General features: G+C 62.5%; 24 protein-coding genes. 18 read left to right on the top strand and 6 right to left on the bottom strand.

Annotated elements, in window-relative coordinates:
* The first annotated feature begins 87 nt into the window (after positions 1–87).
* The 10 genes from rsmB to KW842_RS19550 all read left to right on the top strand — a co-directional run bounded on the left by rsmB (position 88) and on the right by KW842_RS19550 (position 10,347).
* A complete protein-coding gene (rsmB, locus tag KW842_RS19595; protein ID WP_218305797.1) occupies positions 88–1,494 on the top strand; it encodes a 16S rRNA (cytosine(967)-C(5))-methyltransferase RsmB in 1,407 nt (468 codons plus the stop codon).
* Positions 1,487–2,086: a DUF4390 domain-containing protein gene (locus tag KW842_RS19590; RefSeq protein ID WP_373925210.1), complete on the top strand. Its 600-nt coding sequence runs from the start codon at positions 1,487–1,489 to the stop codon at positions 2,084–2,086. The genes rsmB and KW842_RS19590 overlap by 8 nt, the downstream gene beginning before the upstream one ends.
* Complete coding sequence (locus KW842_RS19585; RefSeq protein ID WP_218305795.1) at positions 2,087–4,384, top strand: ATP-binding protein; 2,298 nt, start codon at positions 2,087–2,089, stop codon at positions 4,382–4,384.
* A 60-nt stretch (positions 4,385–4,444) separates the two neighbouring features.
* A complete protein-coding gene (locus KW842_RS19580) occupies positions 4,445–5,161 on the top strand; it encodes a response regulator (protein WP_218305794.1) in 717 nt (238 codons plus the stop codon).
* Positions 5,162–5,165: 4 nt separating this feature from the next.
* Complete coding sequence (locus tag KW842_RS19575; protein WP_218305793.1) at positions 5,166–5,585, top strand: GTPase; 420 nt, start codon at positions 5,166–5,168, stop codon at positions 5,583–5,585.
* A 100-nt stretch (positions 5,586–5,685) separates the two neighbouring features.
* The gene (locus KW842_RS19570; protein WP_218305792.1) at positions 5,686–5,943 is read left to right on the top strand and encodes a DUF3567 domain-containing protein; all 258 of its coding nucleotides are present in this window, start codon (positions 5,686–5,688) and stop codon (positions 5,941–5,943) included.
* Between the two features lie 39 nt (positions 5,944–5,982).
* Positions 5,983–6,750: a class II glutamine amidotransferase gene (locus KW842_RS19565; protein WP_218305791.1), complete on the top strand. Its 768-nt coding sequence runs from the start codon at positions 5,983–5,985 to the stop codon at positions 6,748–6,750.
* 42 nt (positions 6,751–6,792) lie between these two features.
* Complete coding sequence (locus KW842_RS19560; RefSeq protein ID WP_218305790.1) at positions 6,793–8,073, top strand: EAL and HDOD domain-containing protein; 1,281 nt, start codon at positions 6,793–6,795, stop codon at positions 8,071–8,073.
* A 27-nt stretch (positions 8,074–8,100) separates the two neighbouring features.
* Positions 8,101–9,033 (top strand): ABC transporter ATP-binding protein, encoded by a 933-nt coding sequence (locus tag KW842_RS19555; RefSeq protein ID WP_229223794.1) that lies wholly within the window; start codon positions 8,101–8,103, stop codon positions 9,031–9,033.
* Between the two features lie 9 nt (positions 9,034–9,042).
* Positions 9,043–10,347 (top strand): ABC transporter permease, encoded by a 1,305-nt coding sequence (locus KW842_RS19550; protein ID WP_218305789.1) that lies wholly within the window; start codon positions 9,043–9,045, stop codon positions 10,345–10,347.
* On the opposite strand, the gene KW842_RS19545 is transcribed toward KW842_RS19550, so the two are convergent.
* Entirely contained in the window at positions 10,335–11,216 is an 882-nt protein-coding gene (locus KW842_RS19545; protein ID WP_218305788.1) for an alpha/beta fold hydrolase, read from the bottom strand. The genes KW842_RS19550 and KW842_RS19545 overlap by 13 nt on opposite strands.
* Positions 11,217–11,301: 85 nt before the next feature.
* Between KW842_RS19545 and KW842_RS19540 the strand changes: the two genes are divergently transcribed.
* Positions 11,302–11,676 carry a MerR family transcriptional regulator gene (locus tag KW842_RS19540; protein ID WP_373925209.1) on the top strand — a complete coding sequence of 125 codons (375 nt, stop codon included), beginning with the start codon at positions 11,302–11,304 and terminating at the stop codon, positions 11,674–11,676.
* 5 nt (positions 11,677–11,681) lie between these two features.
* On the opposite strand, the gene metH is transcribed toward KW842_RS19540, so the two are convergent.
* Both metH and KW842_RS19530 read right to left on the bottom strand, forming a co-directional pair.
* Positions 11,682–15,443: a methionine synthase gene (gene metH, locus KW842_RS19535; protein WP_218305852.1), complete on the bottom strand. Its 3,762-nt coding sequence runs from the start codon at positions 15,441–15,443 to the stop codon at positions 11,682–11,684.
* Between the two features lie 141 nt (positions 15,444–15,584).
* Complete coding sequence (locus KW842_RS19530) at positions 15,585–16,172, bottom strand: 2-hydroxychromene-2-carboxylate isomerase (RefSeq protein ID WP_218305787.1); 588 nt, start codon at positions 16,170–16,172, stop codon at positions 15,585–15,587.
* Between the two features lie 47 nt (positions 16,173–16,219).
* Between KW842_RS19530 and KW842_RS19525 the strand changes: the two genes are divergently transcribed.
* The gene (locus tag KW842_RS19525; protein WP_218305786.1) at positions 16,220–16,675 is read left to right on the top strand and encodes a hypothetical protein; all 456 of its coding nucleotides are present in this window, start codon (positions 16,220–16,222) and stop codon (positions 16,673–16,675) included.
* Positions 16,672–17,568 carry a DUF2145 domain-containing protein gene (locus KW842_RS19520; protein ID WP_218305785.1) on the top strand — a complete coding sequence of 299 codons (897 nt, stop codon included), beginning with the start codon at positions 16,672–16,674 and terminating at the stop codon, positions 17,566–17,568. The genes KW842_RS19525 and KW842_RS19520 overlap by 4 nt, the downstream gene beginning before the upstream one ends.
* Here KW842_RS19520 and KW842_RS19515 read toward each other — a convergent pair.
* Positions 17,565–18,203 (bottom strand): NAD(P)H-dependent oxidoreductase, encoded by a 639-nt coding sequence (locus tag KW842_RS19515; protein ID WP_218305784.1) that lies wholly within the window; start codon positions 18,201–18,203, stop codon positions 17,565–17,567. The two genes, KW842_RS19520 and KW842_RS19515, sit on opposite strands and share 4 nt — an antisense overlap.
* Positions 18,204–18,297: 94 nt before the next feature.
* Here KW842_RS19515 and KW842_RS19510 point away from each other — a divergent pair, with 94 nt between their 5' ends.
* Positions 18,298–18,678: a MerR family transcriptional regulator gene (locus KW842_RS19510; protein WP_218305783.1), complete on the top strand. Its 381-nt coding sequence runs from the start codon at positions 18,298–18,300 to the stop codon at positions 18,676–18,678.
* 1 nt (position 18,679) lies between these two features.
* On the opposite strand, the gene fmt is transcribed toward KW842_RS19510, so the two are convergent.
* Positions 18,680–19,630, bottom strand: a complete 951-nt coding sequence (gene fmt, locus KW842_RS19505; RefSeq protein ID WP_218305782.1) for a methionyl-tRNA formyltransferase — start codon at positions 19,628–19,630, stop codon at positions 18,680–18,682.
* A gap of 2 nt (positions 19,631–19,632) precedes the next feature.
* On the bottom strand, positions 19,633–20,175 hold the full coding sequence (gene def / locus KW842_RS19500; protein ID WP_218305781.1) for a peptide deformylase: 543 nt from the start codon (positions 20,173–20,175) through the stop codon (positions 19,633–19,635).
* Between the two features lie 167 nt (positions 20,176–20,342).
* Here def and KW842_RS19495 point away from each other — a divergent pair, with 167 nt between their 5' ends.
* From KW842_RS19495 to KW842_RS19480, 4 genes are all read left to right on the top strand, one after another.
* Positions 20,343–21,437, top strand: coding sequence for a LysM peptidoglycan-binding domain-containing protein (locus tag KW842_RS19495; RefSeq protein ID WP_218305780.1), 1,095 nt, complete (start codon positions 20,343–20,345; stop codon positions 21,435–21,437).
* 35 nt (positions 21,438–21,472) lie between these two features.
* Positions 21,473–22,564 (top strand): DNA-processing protein DprA, encoded by a 1,092-nt coding sequence (dprA, locus tag KW842_RS19490; RefSeq protein WP_218305779.1) that lies wholly within the window; start codon positions 21,473–21,475, stop codon positions 22,562–22,564.
* 43 nt (positions 22,565–22,607) lie between these two features.
* Positions 22,608–23,072, top strand: coding sequence for a DUF494 family protein (locus tag KW842_RS19485; RefSeq protein ID WP_218305778.1), 465 nt, complete (start codon positions 22,608–22,610; stop codon positions 23,070–23,072).
* 210 nt (positions 23,073–23,282) lie between these two features.
* Entirely contained in the window at positions 23,283–25,931 is a 2,649-nt protein-coding gene (locus KW842_RS19480) for a DNA topoisomerase III (protein WP_218305777.1), read from the top strand.
* Positions 25,932–26,086 lie beyond the last annotated feature (155 nt).

Below are 26,086 nucleotides of genomic sequence, written 5' to 3'. Positions count from 1 at the left end.
AAATTAAGCCCGTACCGCTGTCGCCTTGCGCCATACGCTAATGTATACTGCGCGATCACGGCCGTCGCCCCACTCTGGAATTAGCATATGAACAAGCGTCCAACGCTCTCTTTGAAGTCTCCCGCCAAGCAGGCCGCGCCGAAATTGCGCGCCAGTCACGCGCGGGAGCTGAAACCGGCGTTGCAGACCCATTTCCAGACCAAGCTCAAGCCTGACTCGCTGGCTTACAGCCTGATCGGCGCCGCCAGCGCCATCGCCCAGGTGAAAACCGGCACCAACCTGCCGCAGGCGCTGGCCCAGGTGTGGGCCAAACAGCCTGATCTCACCCCGCAGGCGCGCGGCGCGATGCAAGACATCGCCTACCGCGCCATGCGCCAGCTGGGCCAGAGCGAAACCCTGGTCAGCCTGATGGCGCCCAAGGCACCGGAGCCGCTGGTGTCGGCGCTGCTGTCGTGCGCACTGGCGCTGATGGCCGCACCGGACCACACACCGCCCTACGAGGAATTCACGGTTGTCGACCAGACCGTAACGGCGGCCGACGCCCACCCGGACACCGCCCGCGCCAAGGGCATGGTCAACGCCGTGCTGCGCCGCTTCCTGCGTGAACGCCAGCAGTTGCTGGACGCGGCCCTGCTGCAACCGGTGGCCAAATGGAACTACCCGCAATGGTGGATAGACGCCGTAAAAACCGCATGGCCGCAACAATGGCAGGAAATTCTTGCTTCCGGCAACACGCCGCCACCGCTGACCCTGCGCGTCAACAGCCGCAAGACCACGCTGGAACAATACCTGGCCAAGCTGGCGGACGCCGGCATGGCCGCCACCCAGATCGGCCCATACGCGGTACGCCTGGAAAAACCGGTCGGCGTGCACCTGATCCCCGGCTTTGCCGAAGGCGAGGCCTCAGTGCAGGACGCCGGCGCCCAGCTGGCCGCGCCCTTGCTGGATGTGCAGGACGGCATGCGCGTGCTGGACGCCTGCGCCGCGCCGGGCGGCAAGACCTGCCACATCCTGGAACTGGCCGGCGCCCAGGTCACCGCGCTGGACGCCGATCCGAAGCGGCTGGCGCGCGTCGGCGAAAACCTCGACCGCCTGCAACTGAATGCCACGCTGAAGCCGGCCGATGCGCAAAACAAAGACTGGTGGGACGGCCAGTCATTCGACCGCATCCTGGCCGATGTGCCGTGCACCGCCTCCGGCATCGTGCGCCGCCATCCGGATATCCGCTGGCTGCGCCGCAAGGGTGACACGCTCCAACTTGCAACACTTTCCGGCAAAATCCTCGACAACCTCTGGCAGATGCTGGCACCGGGTGGTAAATTGCTATTCGTGACATGTTCCTTGTGGCCGCAGGAATCCGAGGCGCAGGCGGCTGCTTTTGCTGTTCGTAATCAGGCTGTCCGACTGGATGCGCCCGGTCAATTGCTCCCCGCCGGCGGCTCCGGGCAGGATCACGATGGTTTGTTTTACGCGCTGTTCCAGAAAAATGCGTAACCTCTTGAGACCTTGCCAACCCGTGACGCTACGATTTTTTCGACTTCTGATCGCTCCGCTACTGCTGATGCTGGCGCTGCTGCCGCAGCCCTCGCTCGCGGCCGAAGGCGTGGAAATCCGCCGCGCACTGGTCGAGGCGACTGAAGACGGCTACCGGCTGTCGGCCACCTACGGCTTTGAACTGAGCCACGAGATGGAAGACGCGCTGCAATACGGACGCACGCTGTATTTTTACACTGAAATAGAATTCACCCGTCCGCGCTGGTACTGGTTTGACGAAAAAGCCATCACCGCGCGCCAGACCATCAGCCTCTCCTACAATGTGCTGACGCGGCAATACAATGTCGCGGTCAGCGGCAGCGTGCACCAGAGTTTCTCGTCGATGGAAGATGCGCTGTTCCTGATACGCCGGCCCAACCGCTGGATCGTCGCCGCGCGCGACAAGCTCAAGACCGGCGAAACCTACACGGTCAAGCTGAGCATGGGGCTGGACCCCAACTACGTGCCGAAGCCGCTCAAGGTCAACGCCCTGAATAATAGTGAATGGCGCCTGGCGTCGGACAAGAAAACCTTCCAGTACAGGGCTGAGTAAGTGAAGACGGCCCTGCGGTACTTTGCCGTTGTCGGCGGCGCGATTGTCAGCATCCTGTTGTTCCTGCTGGCCTCGGCTTCCGACAATTCCGGATTCTTCGACCGCTACTATGCCTGGCTGCTGGGCCTGAACGCGGCAGTCGCCGCGGCGCTGCTGCTGCTGGTGGGCGTGTCGCTGTTCCGCCTGTATTCCCGGTACAAAGCCGGCAAGTTCGGCTCCAAGCTGATGACCCGGCTGGTGCTGCTGTTTGCCGCCATCGGCGTGCTGCCTGGACTGGTGATCTTCCTGGTGTCGGTGCTGTTCGTATCGCATTCGATCGACTCCTGGTTTAACGTGCCGGTGGAAGAGGCGCTGGAATCCGGCATCAACCTGAGCCGGGCAGGGCTGGACCGCGCTGTCGGCGAACTCAGCGCCACTGCCGGCCGCACCGCGCAGGAACTGGCCGACCAGCCGTTCGGCGCGGAGCGGTCGATTCTGGCGGCGCTGGTCAAGAACGAAACCGGCATGCAGAACGCCATCATCGTCGACGCCGAAGGCGGGCTGGTGGTCAGCGCCCGCGCCAGCCGCAGCGGCAATCTCAGCGCCGACCTGCCGACCCGCGACATGATGGCCAAGGTCAAGAAGGACGATCTGTACGGCGCGCCGGAAGGCGGCAACGAGCTGCATAGCGATCTGGTCAGCGCGCCGGTGACGCCGGCCGATCCGGTCAACCAGCTGCGCCTGCGGGTGGTGCTGCCCATCCCAGATCATGTACAGCCGAACGGCACCCACCTGGCGCCGCGCTATCTGCAACTGATCCAGCTGGCGCCGGCGCAGCTGGCGGCCGATGGCGAAACCATCCGCCGCGCCTACGCCGACTACAAGGAACGCTTCGACGCCCGCGTCGGCCTGCGCAAGATGTACATCGTGACGCTGACGCTAACGCTGCTGCTGGCGGTGTTCGGTGCCATCGCCGCCGCCTTCCTGATTGCCAGCGACCTGGCGCAGCCGCTGCTGCTGCTGGCCGAGGGCACGCGCGCGGTGGCCGAGGGCGATCTGTCGCCACGGCCTATCGTCGCCACCTCGGACGAACTGGGCACGCTGACCCAATCCTTCAACACTATGACGCGCCAGTTGTCGGACGCCCGCAGTGCGGTCGAACGCAACCGTTCCGCGCTGCAAAACGCCAAGGCCCACCTGGAGTCGGTGCTGGCGAATATGTCGGCCGGGGTGATGGTGCTGGACCACGAATTCCACCTGATTAGCTGCAACGACTCGGTCGAACGCATCCTGCAGCAGGCCGGCGTCACCATGATCGGGCAGAAGCTGGACGAAATCGACGGCTTGCAGGAATTCGGCGGCGCCATCGTGGCCGCGTTTGCCGCGCAAAGCGCGCAGTCGGCCGCTGGCCGCAATATCGCGCGGCTGCACTGGCAGCGCCAGATCGAGGTGCCGCGGCGGGCGGCCGCCAGCGTCGAGGACCATGACCTGACGCTGCTGACGCGCGGCTCGCGCCTGCCGATTGAAGGCGGCAGCGGCTATCTGGTGGTGTTTGACGATATCTCCGACGTGATCTCGGCGCAGCGTTCGATGGCGTGGGGCGAGGTGGCGCGCCGGCTGGCGCACGAAATCAAGAATCCGCTGACGCCGATCCAGCTGTCGGCCGAACGCATGCAGATGAAGCTGGAAGACAAGCTGATGCCGGCCGACCTGGAACTGCTGAACAAGGGCACGGCCACCATCGTCAACCAGGTGGCGGCGATGAAGCGCATGGTGGACGACTTCCGCGACTACGCCAAAACCCCGCCGGCGGTGCTGGAATCGCTGGACCTGAACGCGCTGGTCGACGAAATCCTGCACCTGTATATCAGCGGCGAAGGCAACGACATCATCCACCCGCAGCTGGCGCCCGGCCTGCCGCTGGTGATGGGCGATCCGACCCAGCTGCGCCAGGTGATCCACAACCTGCTGCAGAATGCCCAGGACGCCATGGCTGAGTTGCCGGACGGCGCTCCGCAGGCGCGCATTGACGTGATCACTGAAGCCATTCATTATCAGGGCGCGGATGGTAGTTCGCGCACAGCCGTGCGGCTGGCGATTAGCGATAATGGTCCTGGCTTCGCGCCAAAAATCCTGGCGCGCGCGTTTGAGCCGTATGTCACCTCGAAGGCGCGCGGCACCGGCCTGGGCCTGGCGATGGTGAAAAAAATTATCGAAGAACATGGTGGACGAATCGATATTCAGAACCATGCCGATAGAAGTGGCGCGTCAGTGTTGATTTTGCTGTTAAAGTTAGCACCGGCGTCGCAAAATAGCTAAAGTGCTATGAAACACAAACATCATTGTCGTCTGAAGACGGCGAAATGAGGACAAGGGAAGATGGCAAACATTCTGGTAGTTGACGATGAAATGGGTATCCGCGAGTTGCTCTCGGAAATCTTGAGCGACGAGGGACATGCAATACAACTGGCGGAAAACGCCCAGCAGGCACGCGAAGCGCGCGCTCAGGGCGCGCCGGACCTGGTGCTGCTCGATATCTGGATGCCGGATACCGATGGCGTCACGCTGCTCAAGGAATGGCAGCGCGACGGCCTGTTGACCATGCCGGTGATCATGATGTCGGGCCATGCGACTATCGATACGGCAGTCGAGGCGACCCGTATCGGTGCGCTGAATTTCCTGGAAAAACCGATCGCGCTGCAAAAGCTGCTGAAAGCGGTGCAGGCCGGCCTGACCCGTGCGCAGGAAAGCGTGCGCGCGCCAGCGCTGGCGCCGCGTCCGGCCGCCGCCACGCAGCCGGAAGAAGCGCCGGCCGTGCCGGGCTTCGCGGTGCAGAATCCGGTGGCCGGCATTACCGTGCGCGGTGGCGCCACTGTGGCCGGCGCCGACAACCACATGTTCAACCTGTCGTTCGACCTGCCGCTGCGCGAGGCCCGCGACGCCTTCGAGCGCATGTATTTCGAGCATCACCTGGGCCGTGAAGGCGGCAGCATGACGCGCGTGGCCGAGAAAACCGGCCTGGAGCGTACCCACTTGTACCGCAAGCTGAAACAGCTGGGCGTGGAGCCAGGCAAGCTGGCCAAGAAAAACGCCTGATCCCGTGACGGCATCCAGCGACGCCGGCGCCGCCCATCACCGGCCGCCGGTGCCGGTCTGGCTGGTCACCGGCCCCCGCGCCGGCGCGCGCGAGGCGGCCATCGCGGCCCATCTGTCTAAAGAGGGGGCCAGCGTCATCATTCTGGAGGGCTTGTCGGACGGCGGTTCGGCCCTGGCCTTTGACCCGGCTGACGGCCCATTCCCATTCGATACCGTGCCGCAAGTGTTGCGTATTGCCCCAGGCTGCCTGCATTGCAGCGGCAATCTGATTTTGCGAGTAACATTAAACCGTGTGCTGCGCCGTCCTCCCGCGCGGCTCTACATTAGCCTAGCCTCTGCCGAGCACCTGGAACAGCTGCGTTCCTGGCTGTCCGAGGCGCCCTACGGGGCCTTGCTGGAACTGCAAGACGGCATCGCGGCCTAGCCCCAGCCCGCTGATTGGCCTTGAAAAGCCCCGTTTTCGACCCTATTTACAGGTTGACGGCGCAAACGCAGGTGTTTCGCCCCTTGAGAAAGGAAGCAAAATGAACCTCATCTACAACAGCGAGCAATACAGTGTTGTCGAATTCGGCGCGGACCGCAACCTGGACGCCCTGCGCTTCGGCGGCTATGAAATTGTCGACAAAGGCGGCAAGCGCGAAATCTTCATCGCCGGCGTGCTGGCGCAGAACTTCCGCCGCGACGTCAACCAGTTGATCGCCGGCGAGCCAACCATGGCCGAAATCGATGAATTCCTCGGCAGTTACGACGCCATCATGAGTCAACCGGTGCTGCTGCATTAAATCCGGCCTGCGGGCACATGGCGTGGTTATAATCACGCCATGTGCCAACTTCTAGGAATGAACTGCAATGTCCCGACTGACATTGTGTTCAGCTTTACCGGCTTCGCCATGCGCGGCGGCCACACCGACACCCACCACGACGGCTGGGGCATCGCCTTTTTCGAGGGCGCCGGCGTGCGCCATTTCGTCGATCACCAGGCGGCTATCGCCTCGCCGATCGCCGAGCTGATCAAGCGCTATCCGATCAAATCCACCAATGTCATTGCCCACATCCGCAAAGCCACGCAGGGTCAGGTGATGCTGGAGAATTGCCACCCCTTCGTGCGTGAGCTGTGGGGGCAATACTGGGTGTTCGCCCACAATGGCGATCTGAAGGAATTTCATCCGCTGCTGAATGGCGCGTTCCGCCCGGTTGGCACCACCGATAGCGAACGGGCCTTCTGCTACATCCTGCAGCAGTTGCGCGCGCGTTTTGGCGAGCAGCGCCCGGCGCTGGAAGAATTGCGTTCGGTGCTGAGCGGGCTGGCGCATGAAATCGCTACCCACGGCACTTTCAATATGCTGCTGTCGTCGGGCGGCGAGCTATTTGCCCACTGTTCCACCCATCTGTTCTATCTGGTGCGCCAGCATCCGTTCGATACCGCCAAGCTGTCGGACGAAGATGTCAGTGTGGATTTCTCTCAAGTAACGACGCCGAATGACCGCGTCGCCATCATCGTCACCCAGCCGCTGACCACCAATGAGCAGTGGAGCGCTTTTCTGCCGGGCGAGCTGAAGCTGTTCATTGACGGCTGCCCCGTCGCCTAAATATTTTGCGACACGGCCGATCATTGATGTCAAAATAGTAGCATGATCGATCTGACCTTCAATGACCGTGCTCCTGAGAACTTGCGTGTGCGCGAGTTCTACCTGGGGCGCCAGCCCATCCTGGACCGCAACCAGGCACTCTTCGGCTATGAGTTGCTGTTCCGCAACGCGCCTGTCGGGCCGGCCCACGTCACCAACGACCTGAACGCGACGGCGGCGGTGATCGCCCATGCGTCGCAACTGGGCCTGGAAAAGACCATCGGCGACGCGCTTGGCTTTGTCAACGTCGACGCTAAGGTGTTGATGAGCGATATCTTCTCCTTCCTGCCGCGCGAAAAGGTGGTGCTGGAAATCATCAACACCATCAAGGCCACGCCCGAGGTGCTGGCGCGCGTGCGCGAGCTGGCCAGCCACGGCTTCCGCTTCGCGCTGGATGATGTGACCGGCGAGACTGAGGATGTGCTGGCGCTGCTGCCGCTGGTCGATTACGTCAAAATGGACATGCGCAATACCCCGTTGTCGACGCTGACCAAGCTGGCGCCGCGCTTCCGCCTGGACAAGAAAAAGCTGGTGGCGGAAAAAGTCGAAACGCGCGAGGAATTCAAGAACTGCCTGGATCTGGGCTTCGATTACTTCCAGGGCTATTACTTTGCCAAGCCGGTCATCATGAGCGGCAAGAAGCTGTCGCCGTCGCAACTGGCGGTGATGGAACTGATGACGCTGGTGACCTCGGATGCGGAAAACCAGGAAATCGAACGCGCCATCAAGCGCGACGTGTCGCTGGCGCTGAACCTGCTGCGGCTGGTGAACACGCCGGCCGTGGGCGCACGACAGCGCATCGATTCGCTGAGCCAGGCCTTGACCATCCTCGGCCGCCGCCAGTTGCAGCGCTGGCTGCAAATCATGCTGTACGCCGAACCGAGCAAGCGCGGCCACAGCATGACGCCGCTGCTGATGCTGGCCACCACCCGTGGCCGTCTGCTGGAGCTGCTGGCCGGCAAGATGCGCCACAACCAGCGCGAAGTGGCCGACATCGCCTTCACGGTCGGCATCATGTCGCTGATGGATACCTTGTTTGGCATACAGATGGTGGAAATCCTCAAGCAGATACCGGTCAGCGACGAGGTCTGCCAGGCGCTGCTGCATCGCGATGGTTTCTATGGCGACCTGCTCAAGCTGGTCGAGTGCATCGAGCGTATCGAAGACATGGACAGCCACATCGTGCCGGCATTGCGCGACCTGGCCATGAGCACCGAGGAGCTGCTGGAGCTGGAGATGGCGGCCTTCGAATGGAGCGACAACGTGGTGCGCTACGCGCTGTAAAAAATTCCCATTTCACCGGAGGCGCTGTTGTTACTGAATGTGGAGCAGGTGTGTAAATCCTACGGCGCGCGCAAGGCGGTTGACGGCGTGTCCTTCAGCGTACGGCGCGGCCAGACGGTCGGCCTGATCGGGCCGAATGGCGCCGGAAAATCCACCACTGTCAGCATGATCTGCGGCCTGCTGCGCGCCGATGGCGGCAGCATCACGCTCGACGGCGAGGTGATCGGGCAGGGCGCCAGCGCGGCCAAGCAGAAGATCGGCTTTGTGCCGCAGGACCTGGCGCTGTACGAGGATTTGTCGGCGCTGGAAAACCTGCGCTTGTTCGGCGCACTGTATGGTCTGAGCGGCGCGCGCTTGAAGGAGCGCTGTGCGCAGGCGCTGGCGCTGGTCAACCTGGCTGACCGCGCGGCGGATCTGCCATCGAGTTTTTCCGGCGGCATGAAGCGCCGCCTCAACATCGCTGCCGCCTTGCTGCATGAGCCGCAGTTGCTGATCCTCGACGAGCCCACCGTGGGTGTCGATCCGCAAAGCCGCAACGCCATCTTCGACACGCTGGAAGCCTTGCAGGCGCAGGGGCGTTCGCTGATCTACACCAGCCACTACATGGAGGAAGTGGAGCGGCTGGCCGACCACATCGTGATCATCGACCATGGCAAGGTGCTGGCCGACGAAACGCCAGCCGCGCTGTACCAGCGCCTGCCTGCGCAAGCCGCGTTGCAGGTGGAGCTGGCCGGCGAGCCATCGGCCGCGCTGCTGTCCGGCGTGCAGTCGCTGGAGGGCGTGAAGGGCGTGGAGCACAATGGCGCAAGCCTGAGTATCGCACTGCTGGACACTGCGCACGCCGCACCGGTGCTGGCCTGGCTCAGCGGGCAGGGCAACCCGCTGCTGCATTTCTCCACCGCCCGCACCTCGCTGGAAAACATCTTCCTCAACCTTACCGGCCGCAGCCTGCGCGACTGAGAGCACAGCATGACCGCATTGATCGCCCTGATCCGCAAAGACCTGATCCGCTACCTGCACGACAAGCGCGCGCTGATGCTGCACCTGCTGATGCCGGTGGTGCTGGCGGCGTTCTTTGGCTCGCTGTTTGGCGGCAGCGGCGCCTCGAATACCAGCAAGATCGATGTTGGCCTGGTGGTGCAGGACCAGTCGGCCATCGGCCAGAAAATCGCCGCCGGCCTGAAGGCGGACGAGACGCTGCGCATCATCGATTTGAGCGCCGACGAAGCGCAAGCCAAAGTCCGTGCCGGCAAGCTGCCGGTGGCGGTGGTGATCCCGGCTGACTTTGGCGAGCGCGCCGCAGACGCACTATTCGGCGGCCGCGACAAGCCCGCGCTGCCGGTGTATTACGACCCCTCGCAATCGACGGTGCTGGCGATGGTGAAAGGGCTGTTGACGCAGCATGTAATGCAGGTGACCAGCGCCACGGTGATGGGCCCGCAAGGTAACCAGACCACCGAGCGCTATCTGGCCGAGCTGCCAGCAGCCGCTCGCCGCACGACACAACAGGCCCAGTTGGGGGAGTTCCTCTCCAGCCTGAAAAAATACCAGGACCAGCTTGCCGCCGCTCCTGCTGCGGCTTCCGCTTCCGCCGCCAGCGCGCCGGGCGATGCGCCGGCTGGCATGAGCGTGCCGTTCACCACCGGCGACCAAGCGCTGAGCAGCGGCCCCAAATACAATGGCTACGCACACTCCTTCGCCGGCATGGGCGTGCAGTTCATTCTGTTCATGGGCATCGACATGGGCATCGGCATCCTGCTGGCGCGCCAACTGGGCATCTGGAACCGCCTGCTGGCGGCGCCGGTGTCGCTGACCACGGTGCTGATGGGACGCGCCATTTCCGGCGCCATCATCGCCACTTGCCTGATGTGCGCGATGTTCGCCTGTGCCATGCTGATCTTCAAGGTGCAGATCTCCAGCTTCGCGGGCTTCTTCGGACTGGTGGTGTGCTTCGGCTTCATGACGGCGGCGTTTGGACTATTCATTGCCGCCTTTGGCAAGACGCCCGAAGCGGCGCGCGGCATCGCCGTCTTCGCCACGCTGATCCTGGTGATGCTGGGCGGCGCCTGGGTACCATCCTTCATCTTCCCCGAGTGGATGCAGACGCTGACGCTGGCGGTGCCGACGCGCTGGGCCATCGACGGCCTGGACGCCGTCACCTGGCGCGGCCTGGGACTGGAAGGCGCGCTGCTGCCGATGGCGGTGCAGCTGGGATTCTCGCTGGTCTTCGGCGGCCTGGCGGTCGCCAAATTCCTCAAGGATCAGCGCAGCTGAGCGATAAACGCGGCCAGGTCCTGATTGAAGCGCTGCGCTTCTTCCAGAAACGGAGCATGGCCGGACTGTGCGTATCGCTTGACGTGTATGCCCGGATTCAGCGCCACTGCGCGCGCAATCGACGGCCCGGGACGCACCAGCGCATCCTGCTCGCCATAAAGTAGCAACAGCGGCACGCTGGCGGCGCGCAGGCCTTGGTCCGCCGGCACCGTCATCGATTGCACGCCGCGCTGCATATCCCACGACGCCATCGCCGCATTGGCCAGCAGGCGCTCCAACACCGGCACCGCCGGCGGCGTCTGGAAGCACAGGCGCAGGAAGGTATTGATGGCGTCCAGATGCGTGCGCAGGTCGTTTGAGATCAGGTCGCGGTAGATGTCCGGATGCGCGGTGATCTGCTCGGGCGCCAACTCAATCACGCCATCCACGTACACCGCAGCGGCGAGGTCCTGGTCGCCATACGCGGCCAGATAATTTGAAATGACTGCACCACCCAGCGACCATCCCACCAGCACCGGCTTGCGCGCATTGGCGGCCTGTATGACGGCGCGCAGATCGTCGGCCCAGCGGCGGCCGTCGCTATAGGCCTGCGTACCAGCCGGCTTGGCTGACAGGCCGTGGCCGCGCAAGTCGTAGGTGATCAGGCGATAGCCTTGCAATTGCGGGCTGGCCAGCTGTTCCGACCAGTTAAGCCGGCTGCCCAACAGGCCGTGGATAAAGATGACCGGCATACCGTCCGGATTGCCGCTTTCCTGCACGGCGAGGGTGACGCCGTCAGGCGCGGTGGCGGTATAGTCGCGCGCCTGCGCTTGCAGCACGGTAGCCAGCAGCAGTACGGCCAACAGGCGTCGTAGTTTGATGGTGAACATAAAAGCTCCATGGATAATATGAGCCTTCAGTGTGAACCCTGACACCAGTGTGAGGGTCAAGCGAAAAAATGCTATGATGTCCGGCATGGAAAACCAGGCACTCACCATCGGCAAGCTGGCCGCCGCCACCGGCGCCAGCGTGCGCTCGATCCGCCACTACGACGAACATGGCTTGCTGACGTCGCAACGGGGCGGCAATGGCTATCGCATGTTTCCGCCGTCAGCGGTGACGCAGGTGCGCCAGATCCAGCGCATGATTGCGACTGGCTTCAGCCTGGAGGAAATCCGCTCCTTCCCGGATTGCATGCGCATGATCGAGGGCGCCGCCGTTTGCAGCCAGACCACCGAGGCGCAGCGCAAGCGGCTGGCTTCGATCGAACAACAGATCGCCGATCTGGAGCGCCGCCGCGCGCGCCTGCTGAAGACGCTGGCGGAAGGCGCAGTCCCGCCGCTCGATTAGGACAATTAGGACAGGTTGGGCGCCAGCCAGCGTTCCAGTTCTTCTTTCGGCACGCCGCGTCGCGCCACCATGTCGTCCAGCTGATCGTTGCCGATTTTGCCGACCACAAAGTACTTCGACTCCGGGTGCGCGAAGTAGAAGCCCGACACCGCCGCACCAGGATACATGGCGAAGGAATCGGTCAGCTCCATGCCGATCTCTTCCGCCTGCATGGTGTTGAACATCTCGCGCTTGACGGTATGTTCCGGGCAGGCCGGATAGCCGGGCGCCGGGCGGATGCCGAGGTACTTCTCGGCGATCAGGTCCTCGTTGCTCAGCGACTCGTTCGACTGGTAGCCCCACAGGTCGGTGCGCACGCGCTCGTGCAGGTATTCGGCAAACGCCTCGGCCAGGCGGTCGGCTAATGACTTCAGCATGATCGACGAGTAGTCGTCGTGCGCGTCCTCAAAACGCTTCTCGTGCTTTTCGATGCCCAGGCCGGCGGTGACGGCGAACATGCCGATGTAATCCTTGATGCCGCTGTCCTTCGGCGCGATGAAGTCGGACAGGCATTGGTTGGGACGCTGCACGCCATCCACCACCGGCTTCACGCCTTGCTGGCGCAGGCCGTAGTAGGTGAAGTCCACGGTCGAACGCGTGTCGTCGGTGTAGACCTCGATATCGTCGTCGTTGACAGTGTTGGCCGGCAGCAGCGAGATGACCCCGTTGGCGGTCAGCCAGCGGCCGTCGATCAGCTTCTTCAGCATGGCCTGGCCTTCTTCGAATACCTTGGTGGCGGCTTCGCCCACCACTTCATCGGTGAGGATGGCGGGGAAGGGGCCGGCCAGGTCCCAGGTCTGGAAGAACGGACCCCAGTCAATGTATTTGGCGATGGTGCCCAGGTCGACGTTCTTGAATTCGCGGCGGCCGATGAACTTTGGCTTCACTGGTGCGAACGACAGCTTCATCTTGTTGGCGCGGGCGTCGGCCAGCGACAGCATCGGCAGCGCCTTCTTGTTGGCGTGCTGCTCGCGGATGCGCGCGTAATCCTGTTGCAGCTCGTCGATGTACTGCTCGCGCGATTCCGGCGTCAGCAGCGACTGCGCCACCGACACCGAACGCGAAGCGTCCGGCACATACACCACCGGGCCTTCGTAGTTGTGGGCGATCTTCACCGCAGTGTGGGCGCGGCTGGTGGTGGCGCCGCCGATCAGCAGCGGAATCTTCAGCATGCGGAAATGTTCGTCTCGCTGCATTTCCTTGGCCACGTGGGCCATCTCTTCCAGCGACGGCGTGATCAGGCCGGACAGGCCGATGATGTCGGCGTTCTCCACCTTGGCGCGCGCCAGGATTTCGGAGGCCGGCACCATCACGCCCATGTTGACCACTTCGAAGTTATTACATTGCAGGACCACCGAAACGATGTTCTTGCCGATATCGTGTACATCGCCCTTGACGGTGGCGATGACTATCTTGCCCTTCGGCTTGGCGACGATGCCGGTGCGTTTTTCTTCCGCCAGCTTTTCTTCTTCGATGTACGGAATCAGGTGGGCCACGGCCTGCTTCATTACGCGCGCCGATTTGACCACCTGCGGCAGGAACATCTTGCCCTGGCCGAACAGGTCGCCGACGATGTTCATGCCATCCATCAGCGGGCCTTCGATGACGTGGATAGGACGGCCGCCGCGCGCAAAGACGGCAGCGCGCATTTCTTCGGTGTCTTCGGTAATCCATTGCGTGATGCCGTGCACCAGCGCGTGCGCCAGGCGTTTTTCGACCGGCGCATTACGCCATTCCAGATTGGCGGCATCCTGCTTGCCGGCGCCGGCTTTCAGCGTGCCGGCGAATTCGATCATGCGTTCGGTGGCGTCTTCGCGGCGGTTCAGCACCACGTCTTCCACGCGCTCGCGCAGTTCGGCCGGCAGGTCGTCATAGACGCCGACCATGCCGGCGTTGACGATGCCCATGGTCATGCCAGCCTTGATGGCGTGGTACAGGAACACGGTGTGGATGGCTTCACGCGCCGGGTCGTTGCCGCGGAAGGAGAACGAGACGTTGGACACGCCGCCGGAGATTTTCGCGTGCGGCAGGTTTTCCTTGATCCAGCGGGTGGCGTTGATGAAATCCACCGCGTAGTTGTTGTGCTCCTCGATGCCGGTAGCGACCGCGAAGATGTTCGGGTCGAAGATGATGTCTTCCGGCGGGAAGCCGACTTGCTCGGTCAGCACCTTGTAGGCACGGCCGCAGATTTCGATCTTGCGTTCGTAGGTGTCGGCCTGGCCGGTTTCGTCGAAAGCCATGACGATGACGGCGGCGCCGTAGCTCAGGCACAGCCTGGCCTGGCGGATGAATTCTTCCTCGCCTTCCTTCATCGAGATGGAGTTGACGATGGATTTACCCTGCACGCATTTCAGGCCCGCCTCGATCACCGACCATTTGGACGAATCGATCATGATCGGCACGCGCGAAATATCCGGTTCGGAGGCGATCAGGTTGAGGAAGCGGGTCATCGCGGCCAGCGAATCCAGCATCGCTTCGTCCATATTGATGTCGATCACCTGCGCGCCGTTCTCCACCTGCTGACGGGCCACGCTCAATGCCTCGTCGTACTGCTCGTTGAGGATCATGCGCGCGAACGCTTTCGATCCGGTGACGTTGGTGCGCTCGCCGACGTTGACGAACAGCGAGCTGTCGTCGATGGTGAACGGCTCCAGGCCGGACAGGCGCTGCGCCACCGGTACGGTCGGCACGGTGCGCGGTTCCACCGTGGACAGGATGTTGCCGATGGCCTGGATGTGATCCGGCGTGGTGCCGCAGCAGCCGCCGGCGACGTTGATGAAGCCCGCTTCAGCAAATTCTTTCAGCAGCGCCGAAGTATCGGCCGGCAGTTCGTCGAAGCCGGTGTCGCTCATCGGGTTGGGCAGGCCGGCGTTCGGGTAGATGCAGACATAGGTATCGGCGATCTGCGACAGCTCTTCGGCGTAAGGGCGCATCAGCGCAGCGCCCAGCGCGCAATTCAGGCCGATGGTCAGCGGCTTGGCGTGGCGTACCGAGTTCCAGAAGGCCGGCACGGTCTGGCCGGACAGGATGCGGCCGGAAGCGTCGGTGACGGTGCCGGAGATCATCAGCGGCAGGCGCTCCTGGGCCGGATGGTCTGCGTAAAATTTTTCGATGGCGAACAGCGCGGCCTTGCAGTTCAATGTGTCGAAGATGGTTTCCACCAGCAGCACATCGACGCCGCCTTCAATCAGGCCCTTGGTCTGTTCGTAGTAGGCGTCCACCAGCTGGTCGAAGGTGATGTTGCGCGCGGCCGGGTCGTTGACGTCCGGCGAGATCGACGCGGTCTTCGGCGTCGGGCCGAGTGCGCCGGCGACGAAGCGCGGCTTGTCCGGTGTGCTGTACTTGGCGGTGGCGGCGCGCGCCAGCTTGGCGGCGGCCACGTTCATTGCGTAGGCCAGGTGGCCCATGTAATAGTCGTCCTGCGCAATCCAGGTGGCGCCGAAGGTATTGGTTTCGATCAGGTCGGCACCGCCGGCCAGATAGCGCTCGTGGATTTCCTGGATGATGTGCGGCTGGGTCAGCGTCAGCAGCTCGTTATTCCCCTTGACGAACAGCTCGCGCGCGCCGGAATCGGCGGGCGCGGCGAAGTCGATGAACGCACCTTCCGGGCCGCCGCGATATGCGGTTTCATCCAGCTTGTACTGCTGGATGATGGTGCCCATCGCGCCGTCCAGAATCATGATGCGGCGGGCGAGAATCTCGCGCAGCTGGGCATCGGTCTTGGACATGACGGGGCGGGAAACGGTGTTATTCATTTGATATCTCAGGGATAAAAGGAAGTGCGCCGGAGCAAAAGGGCGGTCTGAGATTATACGGCATCGCTGAACAAGCTTCAGTCAACTGCTGCATCGCCGCAACATTCTGCTGTTTTAGCGCTTGGCGAGCGCCAAGGCGTCGGACAGGCGGTCGTTGCCCCAGTACATTTCGGGGCCGACGAAGAAGGTGGGGGCGCCGAAGATGTGCAGGGCGCGGGCTTCTTCGTTGCGGGCACGCAGGCGGGCTTTGTTGTCGTCGGATTGGGCGGCGGTGAGTAGCGCTTCCGCGTCGAGGCCGATGCTGGTGAGGATGGCGGCGATCACCTGTTCGCTGCCGATGTCTTCGTCGTGCTCAAAGTTGGCCAGCATGACGCGGGCGCAGAATTCGGCCATCCACGGCTGATGCTCGCCCAGCAAGGCCACACGTGCAGCCAATAGCGAGCGGCGCGGGAATTCAGAAGGCCGCCTCCATGGTAGTTGGTACTTTGCGCATTCACGCGGCATGTCGCGCCAGACGTACTCGCCTTTGTCCTTTTGCAGCACGAATGGAGAGTTGTCCCAGCCCTGCTCCTTGAAGATGGGCCCGAGCAGAAAGGGCTTCCATTGCACGCTCACGTCTTTTTGCCGCGCCAGGCGCAGCACGCTGAGGTAGCTGTAGTTGCTGGCAAAGTCGAACCAGCAGCTGATTTCGGGTGCGGCCATCACGCTCTCCTTTATACTGTTTTATTTGCCCAGTTGAGGAAGTGTAGATGAATATCACTTTGACCATGCGATTGATGTGCGTTGCCGGTGCACTGGCCCTGTCGCTGAATAGCCACGCCGAGAGCATTGCGTCGTCCGCTTCCAGTGCCGGCTCGGCGTCCAGCGGCAGCGTGTCCGATTCGCTGTCGGGCTCCAGCAATAGCTCCAACAATAACAAGAAGGTGGCGGACGCGGAGTACCGCATCATCGACATCGCCGCCACGCCGGACCGCGATGGCCGCGCCCGCCTTACCATGCAGGCTGACGACCCCGCGCAGCGCGTGGTGCTGGATCTGCCGCAAACGACCTTCGAGCGTCAGCAGCTTGCGGTCGGTGATCGGATGTATGCGCACAACCGCGTCTACGGCATCGAGTTCGGCCGCGCCGACAATCGCCAGCCGTTCTACCTGGTGCTGGCCGATGAATGGTATGACGAACTGTCCTCGCGCGCGCTGAGCCTTTGAAGCAGCTATCTGCGCTGGTGCTATGCCTGCTATTCGCGGCAGGTGCAGCGCAGGCGTCTTCCTCGCGGTTTTGCGACCGCGAACATGATCTGACGGCCGCCGAGCAGGACCGCCTGCTGCGTTTCGCCGCCGTGCTGCGCGAAGAACTGGCGGCCACCGAAGAAAGCGTGGCGCTGGTCAGCCGCTCCGGCCTGGATCTGTCGCGCTTCAACATCCGCTATTCGCATGCCGCGCTGGCGTGGCGCTCGGATCAAGGCCTGTGGGCGGCGCGCCAGTTGTACTACGCCTGCGATGAAGGCCACCCACGCATTTACGATCAGGGGCTAGCCGGTTTTGCGATGGGCACTGACTCGCCGAAAATCGGCTACCTGAGCATCGTGCGCTTGCCGCCGCAAGCTGTGCTGGCGCTGCGTCCCGCGCTGCTCGACACATCGCGCGCGCTGCATTTGCTGGCGGCGCGATACAGCGCCAATGCCTATGCCTACAGCCTGCGTTACCAGAACTGCAATCAATGGCTGGCCGAAATGCTGGCCGCCGGCTGGGGCGATCTGGCGGATGGTGTGGATTTACGGGAGCGTGCGCAACGCTGGCTGCGCGAAGCGGATTACGCGCCGCAGCCGGTGAATGTCGGCTCGCGCTGGTGGATGCTGGCCTCGTACTTCGTGCCGCTGGTGCACCTGGACGATCATCCGGATGAAGACCGGGCCGCGCTCAAGCTGCATGTCAGCTTGCCGGCCACGCTGGAGGATTTTGTGCGCGCCCGCTTTTCGCAAAGCGAGCGCGTCGAACTATGCCACGATGAACAGCAGATTGTCATCCACCGCGGCTGGACGCCGATCGCCGCAGGCTGCAAGCCAGCTGACGGCGATCAAGTCATTTCGCTGCGGGATTAGTTCAGCTCGGTGATGAACTGCTCGCGCGGACGGCGCACTTTTTTCAGGTTGACCAGCCAGTCGGTATCCGGCTTGCGGTAGCCCAGCGGCAGGATCACCACGCTGCGCAGTTTGCGCTCTTTCAGCGACAGGATCTGGTCGACGGCGGCAGGATCGAAGCCTTCCATCGGCGTGCTGTCGACGCCTTCGGCGGCGGCAGCCACCAGCGCCACGCCCAGGCCGATATAGGCCTGACGCGCAGCCGCGTCAAAGTTGGCGACGTCGCCGCGTGCGGCCACGATGCCTTGCAGTTGTTTGCGATAGGCTTCCCAGCCTTCGTTTTTGAAACCGCGCACTTCGTTGGTGTAGTCAAACATCGAATCGATGCGCTCTGGCGTGATGTTGTCCCAGGCCGCGAACACCAGCAGGTGCGAGGCATCGGTCACTTGCGCCTGATTCCACGCCACTTCGCGGATTTTCGCGCGCAGGTCCGGATTTTTCACCACGAACACTTCAAACGGCTGCAGGCCGCTGGAGGTTGGCGCCAGGCGGATCGCTTCCAGGATGCGGTTCAGCTTTTCCTCATCCAGCTGTTTCGATGCGTCGTAGCTCTTGGTGGCGTAGCGCCAGTTCAGGTGTTGAATTACGTCGGTCATATTGATACTCCTATTTGTAATAAGGCCTCCGCAAGCAGGCTCGGGCGGACCATCTTATAATAAGTTTCAAGTCAACTTGAGGGTCAAGCAAAAAATGAAAATCGGTGAACTCTCCCGAAAGTCAGGCATTGCTGCCTCCGCGATACGGTTTTATGAGGAGCAGGGGCTGCTGGCGCCAATATCGCGCACGGCGTCCGGCTACCGCCAGTACGCCAGCAATGCGCCGGATCGCCTGAAGCTGATTCAGGGCGCGAAAAAACTCGGCTTTACGCTGGAAGTGATACGCGACATGCTGGATGAAAACGGCAAGTGCTCGGTCGAGAAGACCATGCGCCAGTCGGCCATCCTGTTGCGCGAGATTGAGGAACAGCAAGCGGCACTGGAACAGCGCCGCCAGTCGCTGCTGATTTTGCGCGCCAACCTGGGCGGCTACCAGACCGAAGATCTGTGCCGCGACAAGCTGACAGTGAACTAACTTAAACGAAGGACAGGCCTTCGAGAGGGAAGCCCTTGATGAACTCGGCCGCCGCCAGGCGCTTGCCGCCCGGTTTTTGCAGCGAGGTCAGACGCAGCGCGCCAGTACCGCAGGCGACCACAATGCCATGCTGCGCATCGGCCGACAGCACCTTGCCTGCTGGCCCGCTGCCATCCACCACTTCCGCGCCCCACAGCTTGACCACCACATCGTTGACCGTACCGTGTGCGCCGGGGAAGGGATTGAAAGCGCGGATCTTGCGGCCGATCTCCAGCGCGGACTGGGTGAAGTCCAGCGCCGCTTCTTCCTTGCTGATCTTGCTGGCGTAGTTGACGCCTTCTTCCGGCTGCACCACGGCTTCCAGCTGCTGGTGCTGATATTTATTGAGCGCCTCGACAATCATCTTGCCGCCCAATGCCGCCAGCTTGTCGTGCAGGCTGCCGGTGGTGTCGCTGTCGTCGATGGCGATTTTTTCGATCAGCAGCATCGGGCCTGTATCCAGGCCTTCTTCCATCTCCATGATGGTGATGCCGGTTTCTTTGTCGCCAGCTTCAATCGCGCGATGAATCGGCGCCGCGCCGCGCCAGCGCGGCAGCAGCGAACCGTGAATGTTGAGGCAGGGCTTGATGTCCAGCGTGCTGCGCGGCAGGATCAGGCCGTAGGCCGCCACCACCATCACATCGTAGGGCGTCGACAGCAGGCGCTGGTGCGCGGCCTTGGCTTCTTCTGCGCGCTGCGGGTCCTTGCTGTCCATGCGCAGCGACAGCGGCTGCAATACCTCGATGCCTTGCGACAGCGCGTACTGCTTGACGGCCGATGGCTGCAATTGCATGCCGCGGCCGGCAGGGCGGTCCGGCTGGGTCAGCACCAGCGGGATTTCGTAGCCGGCTTCGTGCAGCGATTGCAGTGCGACGGCGGCGAATTCCGGCGTTCCGGCGAAGATGACTTTCATGATTAGTAGCGGCGGCCCTGGGCGCGCAGCTGGGCTTCGCGCTGCATGCCGCGCTCTTCCTTCTGCAGCTTGGCCTTGATGCGGTTGCGCTTCAGTGGCGACAGGTATTCCACGAATACCTTGCCTTTCAGGTGATCCATCTCGTGCTGGATGCATACCGCCAGCAGGCCGTCGGCATCCACTTCAAAGGCCTGGCCCTTGACGTCGAAAGCACGCACCTTGACCTTGGTCGGACGCTCAACGCCGTCGTACACGCCCGGCACCGACAGGCAGCCTTCTTCGTAGACTTGCTTGTCGTCGCTGGCCCAGAGGATTTCCGGATTGATGAAGGCGGTCAGCGCGCTCTTGTCTTCGGTAATGTCGATCACCACCACTTGCTGGTGCACATCCACCTGGGAGGCGGCCAGGCCGACGCCGGGCGCGTCGTACATGGTTTCGGCCATGTCGGCGACCAGTTTTTCCAGTTTTTCATCAAAAACGGTCACTGGCACGGCAACTTTGTGCAGGCGTGGATCGGGGTAACGCAGAATATTTAAAATGGCCATGATAACTAAATGAAAACGGTGTATGCCCCGCCAATGCAATCGCCGCGCAGCGTACAGGAGCGCGGTTTCGCTTGCTAGTTCAGGGTTTTATGGGCAGAATTTGATTCAATTTGGCAAGCTTTACAGCTCAGCTGCCGTGTGCTTGCGGCGCACTTACTGGATCTATTATGAAAAATTTTAGCACAGTCGGTACACGCTTGGCATGGGCTGCCTTGTTTACAGTGGCCTCTGCGGCCTCAGCCTCGGCTGCACCGGTCTGCGAGTTCCGCCCGGACGCGCCGGACCAGCACGTCGTCGTCAAGGGCGACACGCTGTGGGATATCTCCGGCGCCTTCCTGCGCAAGCCCTGGTGCTGGCCCACGGTATGGGGCATGAACCGTGACGAAATCGCCAACCCGCACTGGATTTATCCGGGCCAGGTAATCTGGTTCGATCGCGCCGCCGGCCGCCTGCGGCTGGGGCAGCGGCTGGAAGGCGGTCTGAACGATCCTTCGGCACAGAAACTGACGCCGCGCGTGCGCACCGAGGGGCTGGGCAAGGACGCCGTGCCGTCGATACCGCCCGGCATCATCGAACCCTTCCTGACCCAGCCGCTGATTATTGAGGATGACGAATTGCAAGGCGCACCGCGCATCGTCGCCACGCAGGAGGGCAGGGTGTTTCTTGGCAAGGGCGACAAGGCCTATGTACGCGGCGAGCTGGGCGGCAACAGCGCGTTCCAGGTATTCCGTCCCGGCGCGCCGCTGAAAGATCCTGTCACCAAGCAAGTGATTGGCTACGAAGCCTTCTATCTGGGCACGCTCAAGCTGCAGGCCGAAGCTGGGGCCGGCAGCGACGTGCATACCTTTACGGTGGCCACGGCGGTGCAGGAAATGGGCAGGGGCGACCAGTTGCGCGCCGTACCGCCGACGCCGATGCAAAACTACGCGCCGCATCCGCCGGCACAGCCGGTCACAGCGCGCGTGGCGGCCATCTACGGTGGCGTCACGCACGCCGGGCAGAACCAGATCGTCAGCATTAATCGCGGAAAGCTTGACGGACTCGATGGCGGCTCGGTTTTGCAGCTGTACCATGCAGGAAGAACTGTGAGCGACTCCACCGCGAAGAAAACCTGGTATGGGCGCGAGCAGCAGGTCAGGCTGCCGGACGAGGAAATGGGCAGCCTGTTTATCTTCCGCACGTTCAAGCATATTTCCTACGGCTTGATCATGCAGGTGACGGCGCCGGTGGAAGTGGGCGACGTCGCCAAGTCGCCGGAGTAAACCGCGCCGTGCAAGCCACGGATACCCCTGCAGAAATGACCCGTCCAGCGCTGGCAGGCTGGCTGCGTCTGCAACAGACCGAACGCGTCGGCCTGCTGACGGCGCACAGGCTGCTGGAGCGCTTCGTTACGCCGCAAGCCATCTTTGAAGCCGGCCGCGAGCAACTGCTGGCTGTCGTCAAGCCGCATCAGGCCGACGCGCTGCTGGCCGCGCCATCGGCGCGGCTGGAAACCGACCTGGACGCGCTGCAAGCCTGGCAGCTGCAGCCCGGCAACAGCCTGCTGGCCTGGGGCGATGCCGGCTATCCCGACTATCTCAGCAATATCAACGCTGCGCCCTTGCTGCTCTACCTCAAAGGCAGGCCGGCGCTATTATCCGGGCGCGCGGTGGCGGTGGTGGGCGCGCGCAACGCCAGCCGCCAGGGCGTGCTGAACGCCGAGCAGCTGGCGCAGGCCTTGTCGGAGGCTGGGCTGACGATTGTGTCCGGGCTGGCGCTGGGCGTCGACGCGGCCGCCCACGCCGGAGGCCTGAATGGTCCGGGCGGCACCATCGCCGTGCTGGGCACGGGCATCGACCGCATCTATCCCGCCCGCAACAGCGCGCTGGCGCGCCGCATCGCCGAGGAAGGCTGCATTGTCAGCGAATACGCGCTGGGCACGCCGCCCACGCGGGACAACTTTCCACGGCGTAATCGCATCATCAGCGGACTAGCGCTTGGCGTGCTGGTGGTGGAAGCGGCGGCCAGGTCCGGCTCGCTGATCACCGCCGAGCTGGCGCTGGCGCAGGGGCGCGATGTGTACGCCGTGCCGGGTTCGATTCATGCGACACTGTCGAAAGGCTGCAACCAGCTGATCCGCGACGGCGCCAGGCTGGTGGAGAGCGCCGCCGATGTGTTGCAAGCCTTGCAGATGGCGGTCGATGGCAAGGCTGGCGCGCGCGCCGGACTGGATGACAGTTTTGTCGACCGGGTGCTGGCGGCGATCGGTGCCGATCCGGTCCAGGCCGAGGTGCTGGCCTTGCATCTTGGACAAGCCCCCGGCGAGCTGCAAGGGCAATTGCTGGCGCTGGAACTGGCGGGCTTGCTGGAGCGTTTGCCGGGCGGCATGTTCCAAAGGTTATGCGTGTGAACAGAAGTTGTACCGAATTCGTTTTAACTGATAGAGTAGAGCCATGTTCGATGTCCTTGTTTATCTCTACGAGACTTATTACCGTCCCGATGCCTGCCCGGAACCGGCGGCATTGGCCAAGAAGCTGTCGGCTGTCGGTTTTGACGACGTCGAGATCTCCGAGGCGCTGGTCTGGCTGACCGACCTGACCGCCATGGCGGGTGTGGAACAGACGCTGACCGCTTCCTCGACCGGCACCCGCTTTTACGTCGACGAAGAGCAGGACGCGCTGGGCGCAGGCGCCATCGGCTTCATCCAGTTCCTCGAATCGGCCAAGGTGTTGTCGCCGCTGCAACGCGAGATCGTCATCGAGCGCGCGCTGGCGCTGGAAGAAATGCCAGTGTCGCTGGGCAAGCTCAAGGTCATCGTGTTGATGCTGCTCTGGAGCCAGGGCAAAGAGCCGGATGCGCTGATGTTCGACGACCTGTTCGGTTCGGACGAAGACCAGGCACCGCGCCTGCTGCACTAAGCCTGCTGTACTTAGCTGCTTTAAATTCCCTTTTGGCAATAAAACGCGCCATAATCGGCGCTGCGCGCGTTGCGCGCTTGCCGTATGGCGGGCAATCCGCTTATTATTTGCGCTTTGACAAGACTGTGACAGAAACATGCAGATTACCGTGCTATGCATGTATGATGCGCATGCTGTCCTTCCAAAGTGTTACAAACGAGATACTAAAATATGAGCAAAACCCTCATCATCGCCGAGAAGCCATCTGTCGCGAACGACATCGCGAAGACGCTGGGCGGCTTTACCAAGCACGATGAGTACTTTGAATCCGACGAGTACGTGTTGTCCTCCGCCGTCGGTCACCTGCTGGAAATCGCCGTTCCGGAAGAACATGACGTCAAGCGCGGCAAATGGAGCTTTGCGCACCTGCCGATGATTCCGCCGTACTTCGCGCTGAATCCGATCGCCAAGACCGAGGCGCGGCTCAAGGTACTGAACAAGCTCATCAAGCGCAAGGACGTCACCACCCTGATTAACGCATGTGACGCGGGCCGCGAAGGAGAACTGATCTTCCGCCTGATCGCGCAGAACGCCAAGGCCAAGCAGCCGGTCAAGCGTTTGTGGCTGCAATCGATGACGCCGGCGGCGATCCGCGACGGCTTCTCGCACCTGCGCACCGATGAAGACATGATGCCGCTGGCCGACGCCGCGCGCTGCCGCTCGGAGGCGGACTGGCTGATCGGCATCAACGGCACCCGCGCCATGACCGCCTTCAATTCGAAAGAGGGCGGCTTCTACCTGACCACCGTTGGCCGCGTGCAGACGCCGACCTTGTCGATCGTGGTCGAGCGCGAAGAAAAAATCCGCAAGTTCAAGCCGCGCGACTACTGGGAAGTGCGCGCCGAATTCGTCTGCGCCGCCGGCGTCTACGAAGGCCGCTGGCTGGACACCAAGTTCAAGAAGGACGAGACCGATCCGGAGAAACGCGCCGAGCGCCTGTGGAGCAAGGCCGCAGCCGACTCCATCGCGGTGGCCGTGCGCGGCAAGCAAGGCAATGTCACCGAAGAATCCAAGCCGACCACCTCGATGGCGCCGGGCCTGTTCGACCTGACCAGCCTGCAACGCGAGGCCAATTCGCGCTTCGGCTTCTCGGCCAAGAACACGCTGGGCCTGGCGCAGGCGCTGTACGAAAAGCACAAGGTGCTGACTTATCCGCGTACCGATTCGCGCCACCTGCCGGAAGACTATCTGGACACCGTCAAGCAGACGCTGGACTCGGTGAAAGAGAACAACAACTACCACCAGTTCGCCAAGCAGATCCTGGACAAGGGCTGGGTCAAGCCGAACAAGCGCATCTTCGACAACACCAAGATCTCGGACCACTTTGCGATCATTCCAACGCCGATCGCGCCGAAGAATTTGTCCGAGCCGGAGCAGAAGCTGTACGACCTGGTGACGCGCCGCTTCATGGCGGTATTCTTCCCGGCTGCCGAGTTCCAGGTCACTACCCGCTATACCGAAGTGTCTGGCCATCAGTTCAAGACTGAAGGCAAGGTCATGACCAGTCCGGGCTGGCTGGCGATCTATGGCAAAGAAGCCGACGGCGACGACAAGGAAAAAGAAGGCAGCAACAAGAGCCTGGTGCCGGTTGCCAAGGGCGAGAAAGTGCTGACCGACAAGGTCGACGCCAATGGCCTGGTGACCAAGCCGCCTGCGCGCTACACCGAGGCGACGCTGCTGTCGGCCATGGAAGGCGCCGGCAAGCTGGTCGAGGACGACGAACTGCGCGATGCGATGGCCGGCAAGGGCCTGGGCACGCCAGCGACGCGCGCCGCCACCATCGAAGGCCTGCTGACTGAAAAGTATCTGCTGCGCGAAGGCCGCGAGCTGATGCCGACCGCCAAGGCGTTCCAGCTGATGACGCTGCTGCGTGGCCTGGGCGTCAACGAGCTGACCGCGCCCGAGCTGACCGGCGAGTGGGAATACAAGCTGTCGCAAATGGAGAAGGGCAAGATTTCGCGTGACGAGTTCATGCGCGAAATCGCGCAGATGACCCAGGTGATCGTCAAGCGTGCCAAGGAATACGATAACGACACCATCCCTGGCGACTACGCGACGCTGACCGCGCCGTGCCCGAATTGCGGCAGCGTGGTGAAGGAAAACTATCGCCGCTTCGCCTGCACCAAGTGCGAATTCTCGATGAGTAAAACGCCGGGCGGCCGCCAGTTTGAAATCGAGGAAGTGGAACAGCTGCTGCGCGACCGTACCATCGGCCCGCTGCAAGGCTTCCGCTCCAAGATGGGCCGTCCGTTTGCCGCCATCCTGCGCATCTCCAAGGATGAGGATATCAAGAACTACAAGCTGGAGTTCGATTTCGGCCAGAACGACGACTCGGAAGATTCCGAACCGGTCGACTTCACCGGCCAGACCGTACTGGGCCCGTGCCCCAAGTGCAATGGCGGCGTGTACGAAATGGGCCTGGCCTATGTTTGCGAACACAGCGTGGCGAAGCCGAAGACTTGCGACTTCCGCAGCGGCCGCATCATCCTGCAACAGGAAATCCTGCCGGAGCAAATGGCCAAGCTGCTCAACGACGGCAAGACCGACCTGCTGCCGGGCTTTGTCTCGCAGCGCACGCGCCGTCCGTTCAAGGCTTTCCTGGTGAAAGGCAAGGACGGCAAGATCAGTTTCGAGTTTGAAGAGCGCAAGGCCAAGGCGCCGGCCAAGGGCAAAGCTGCGGCCGCCGATGAGGGCGATGCAGCCGAGGAGAAAAAAGCCCCGGTGAAAAAAGCGGCGGCGGTCAAAAAGCCAGCGGTCAAGAAAGCGGCAGCCGTCAAGAAGCCGGCGGTCAAGAAAGCGGCAGCCAAAAAAGCGGCGTAAAAAAGCGCTGACGACAAAAAACGGGACACCGCGGTGTCCCGTTTTTTATTCCCGCGCCAGTGCCGAGTCGCATGCAAGTCACATCCAGGTAATCCCGCCACATTAATATAGTTGCTGTGCTAAACTATTGATTCCTTTGGGCAATTCAAATTCAA

Origin of the sequence: Duganella sp. sic0402, assembly GCF_019219065.1 — a bacterium.
Lineage (GTDB): Bacteria > Pseudomonadota > Gammaproteobacteria > Burkholderiales > Burkholderiaceae_D > Rugamonas.
Note: the sequence above shows the minus strand (reverse complement) of the source record. Positions and strands in the feature narration are given on the sequence as shown.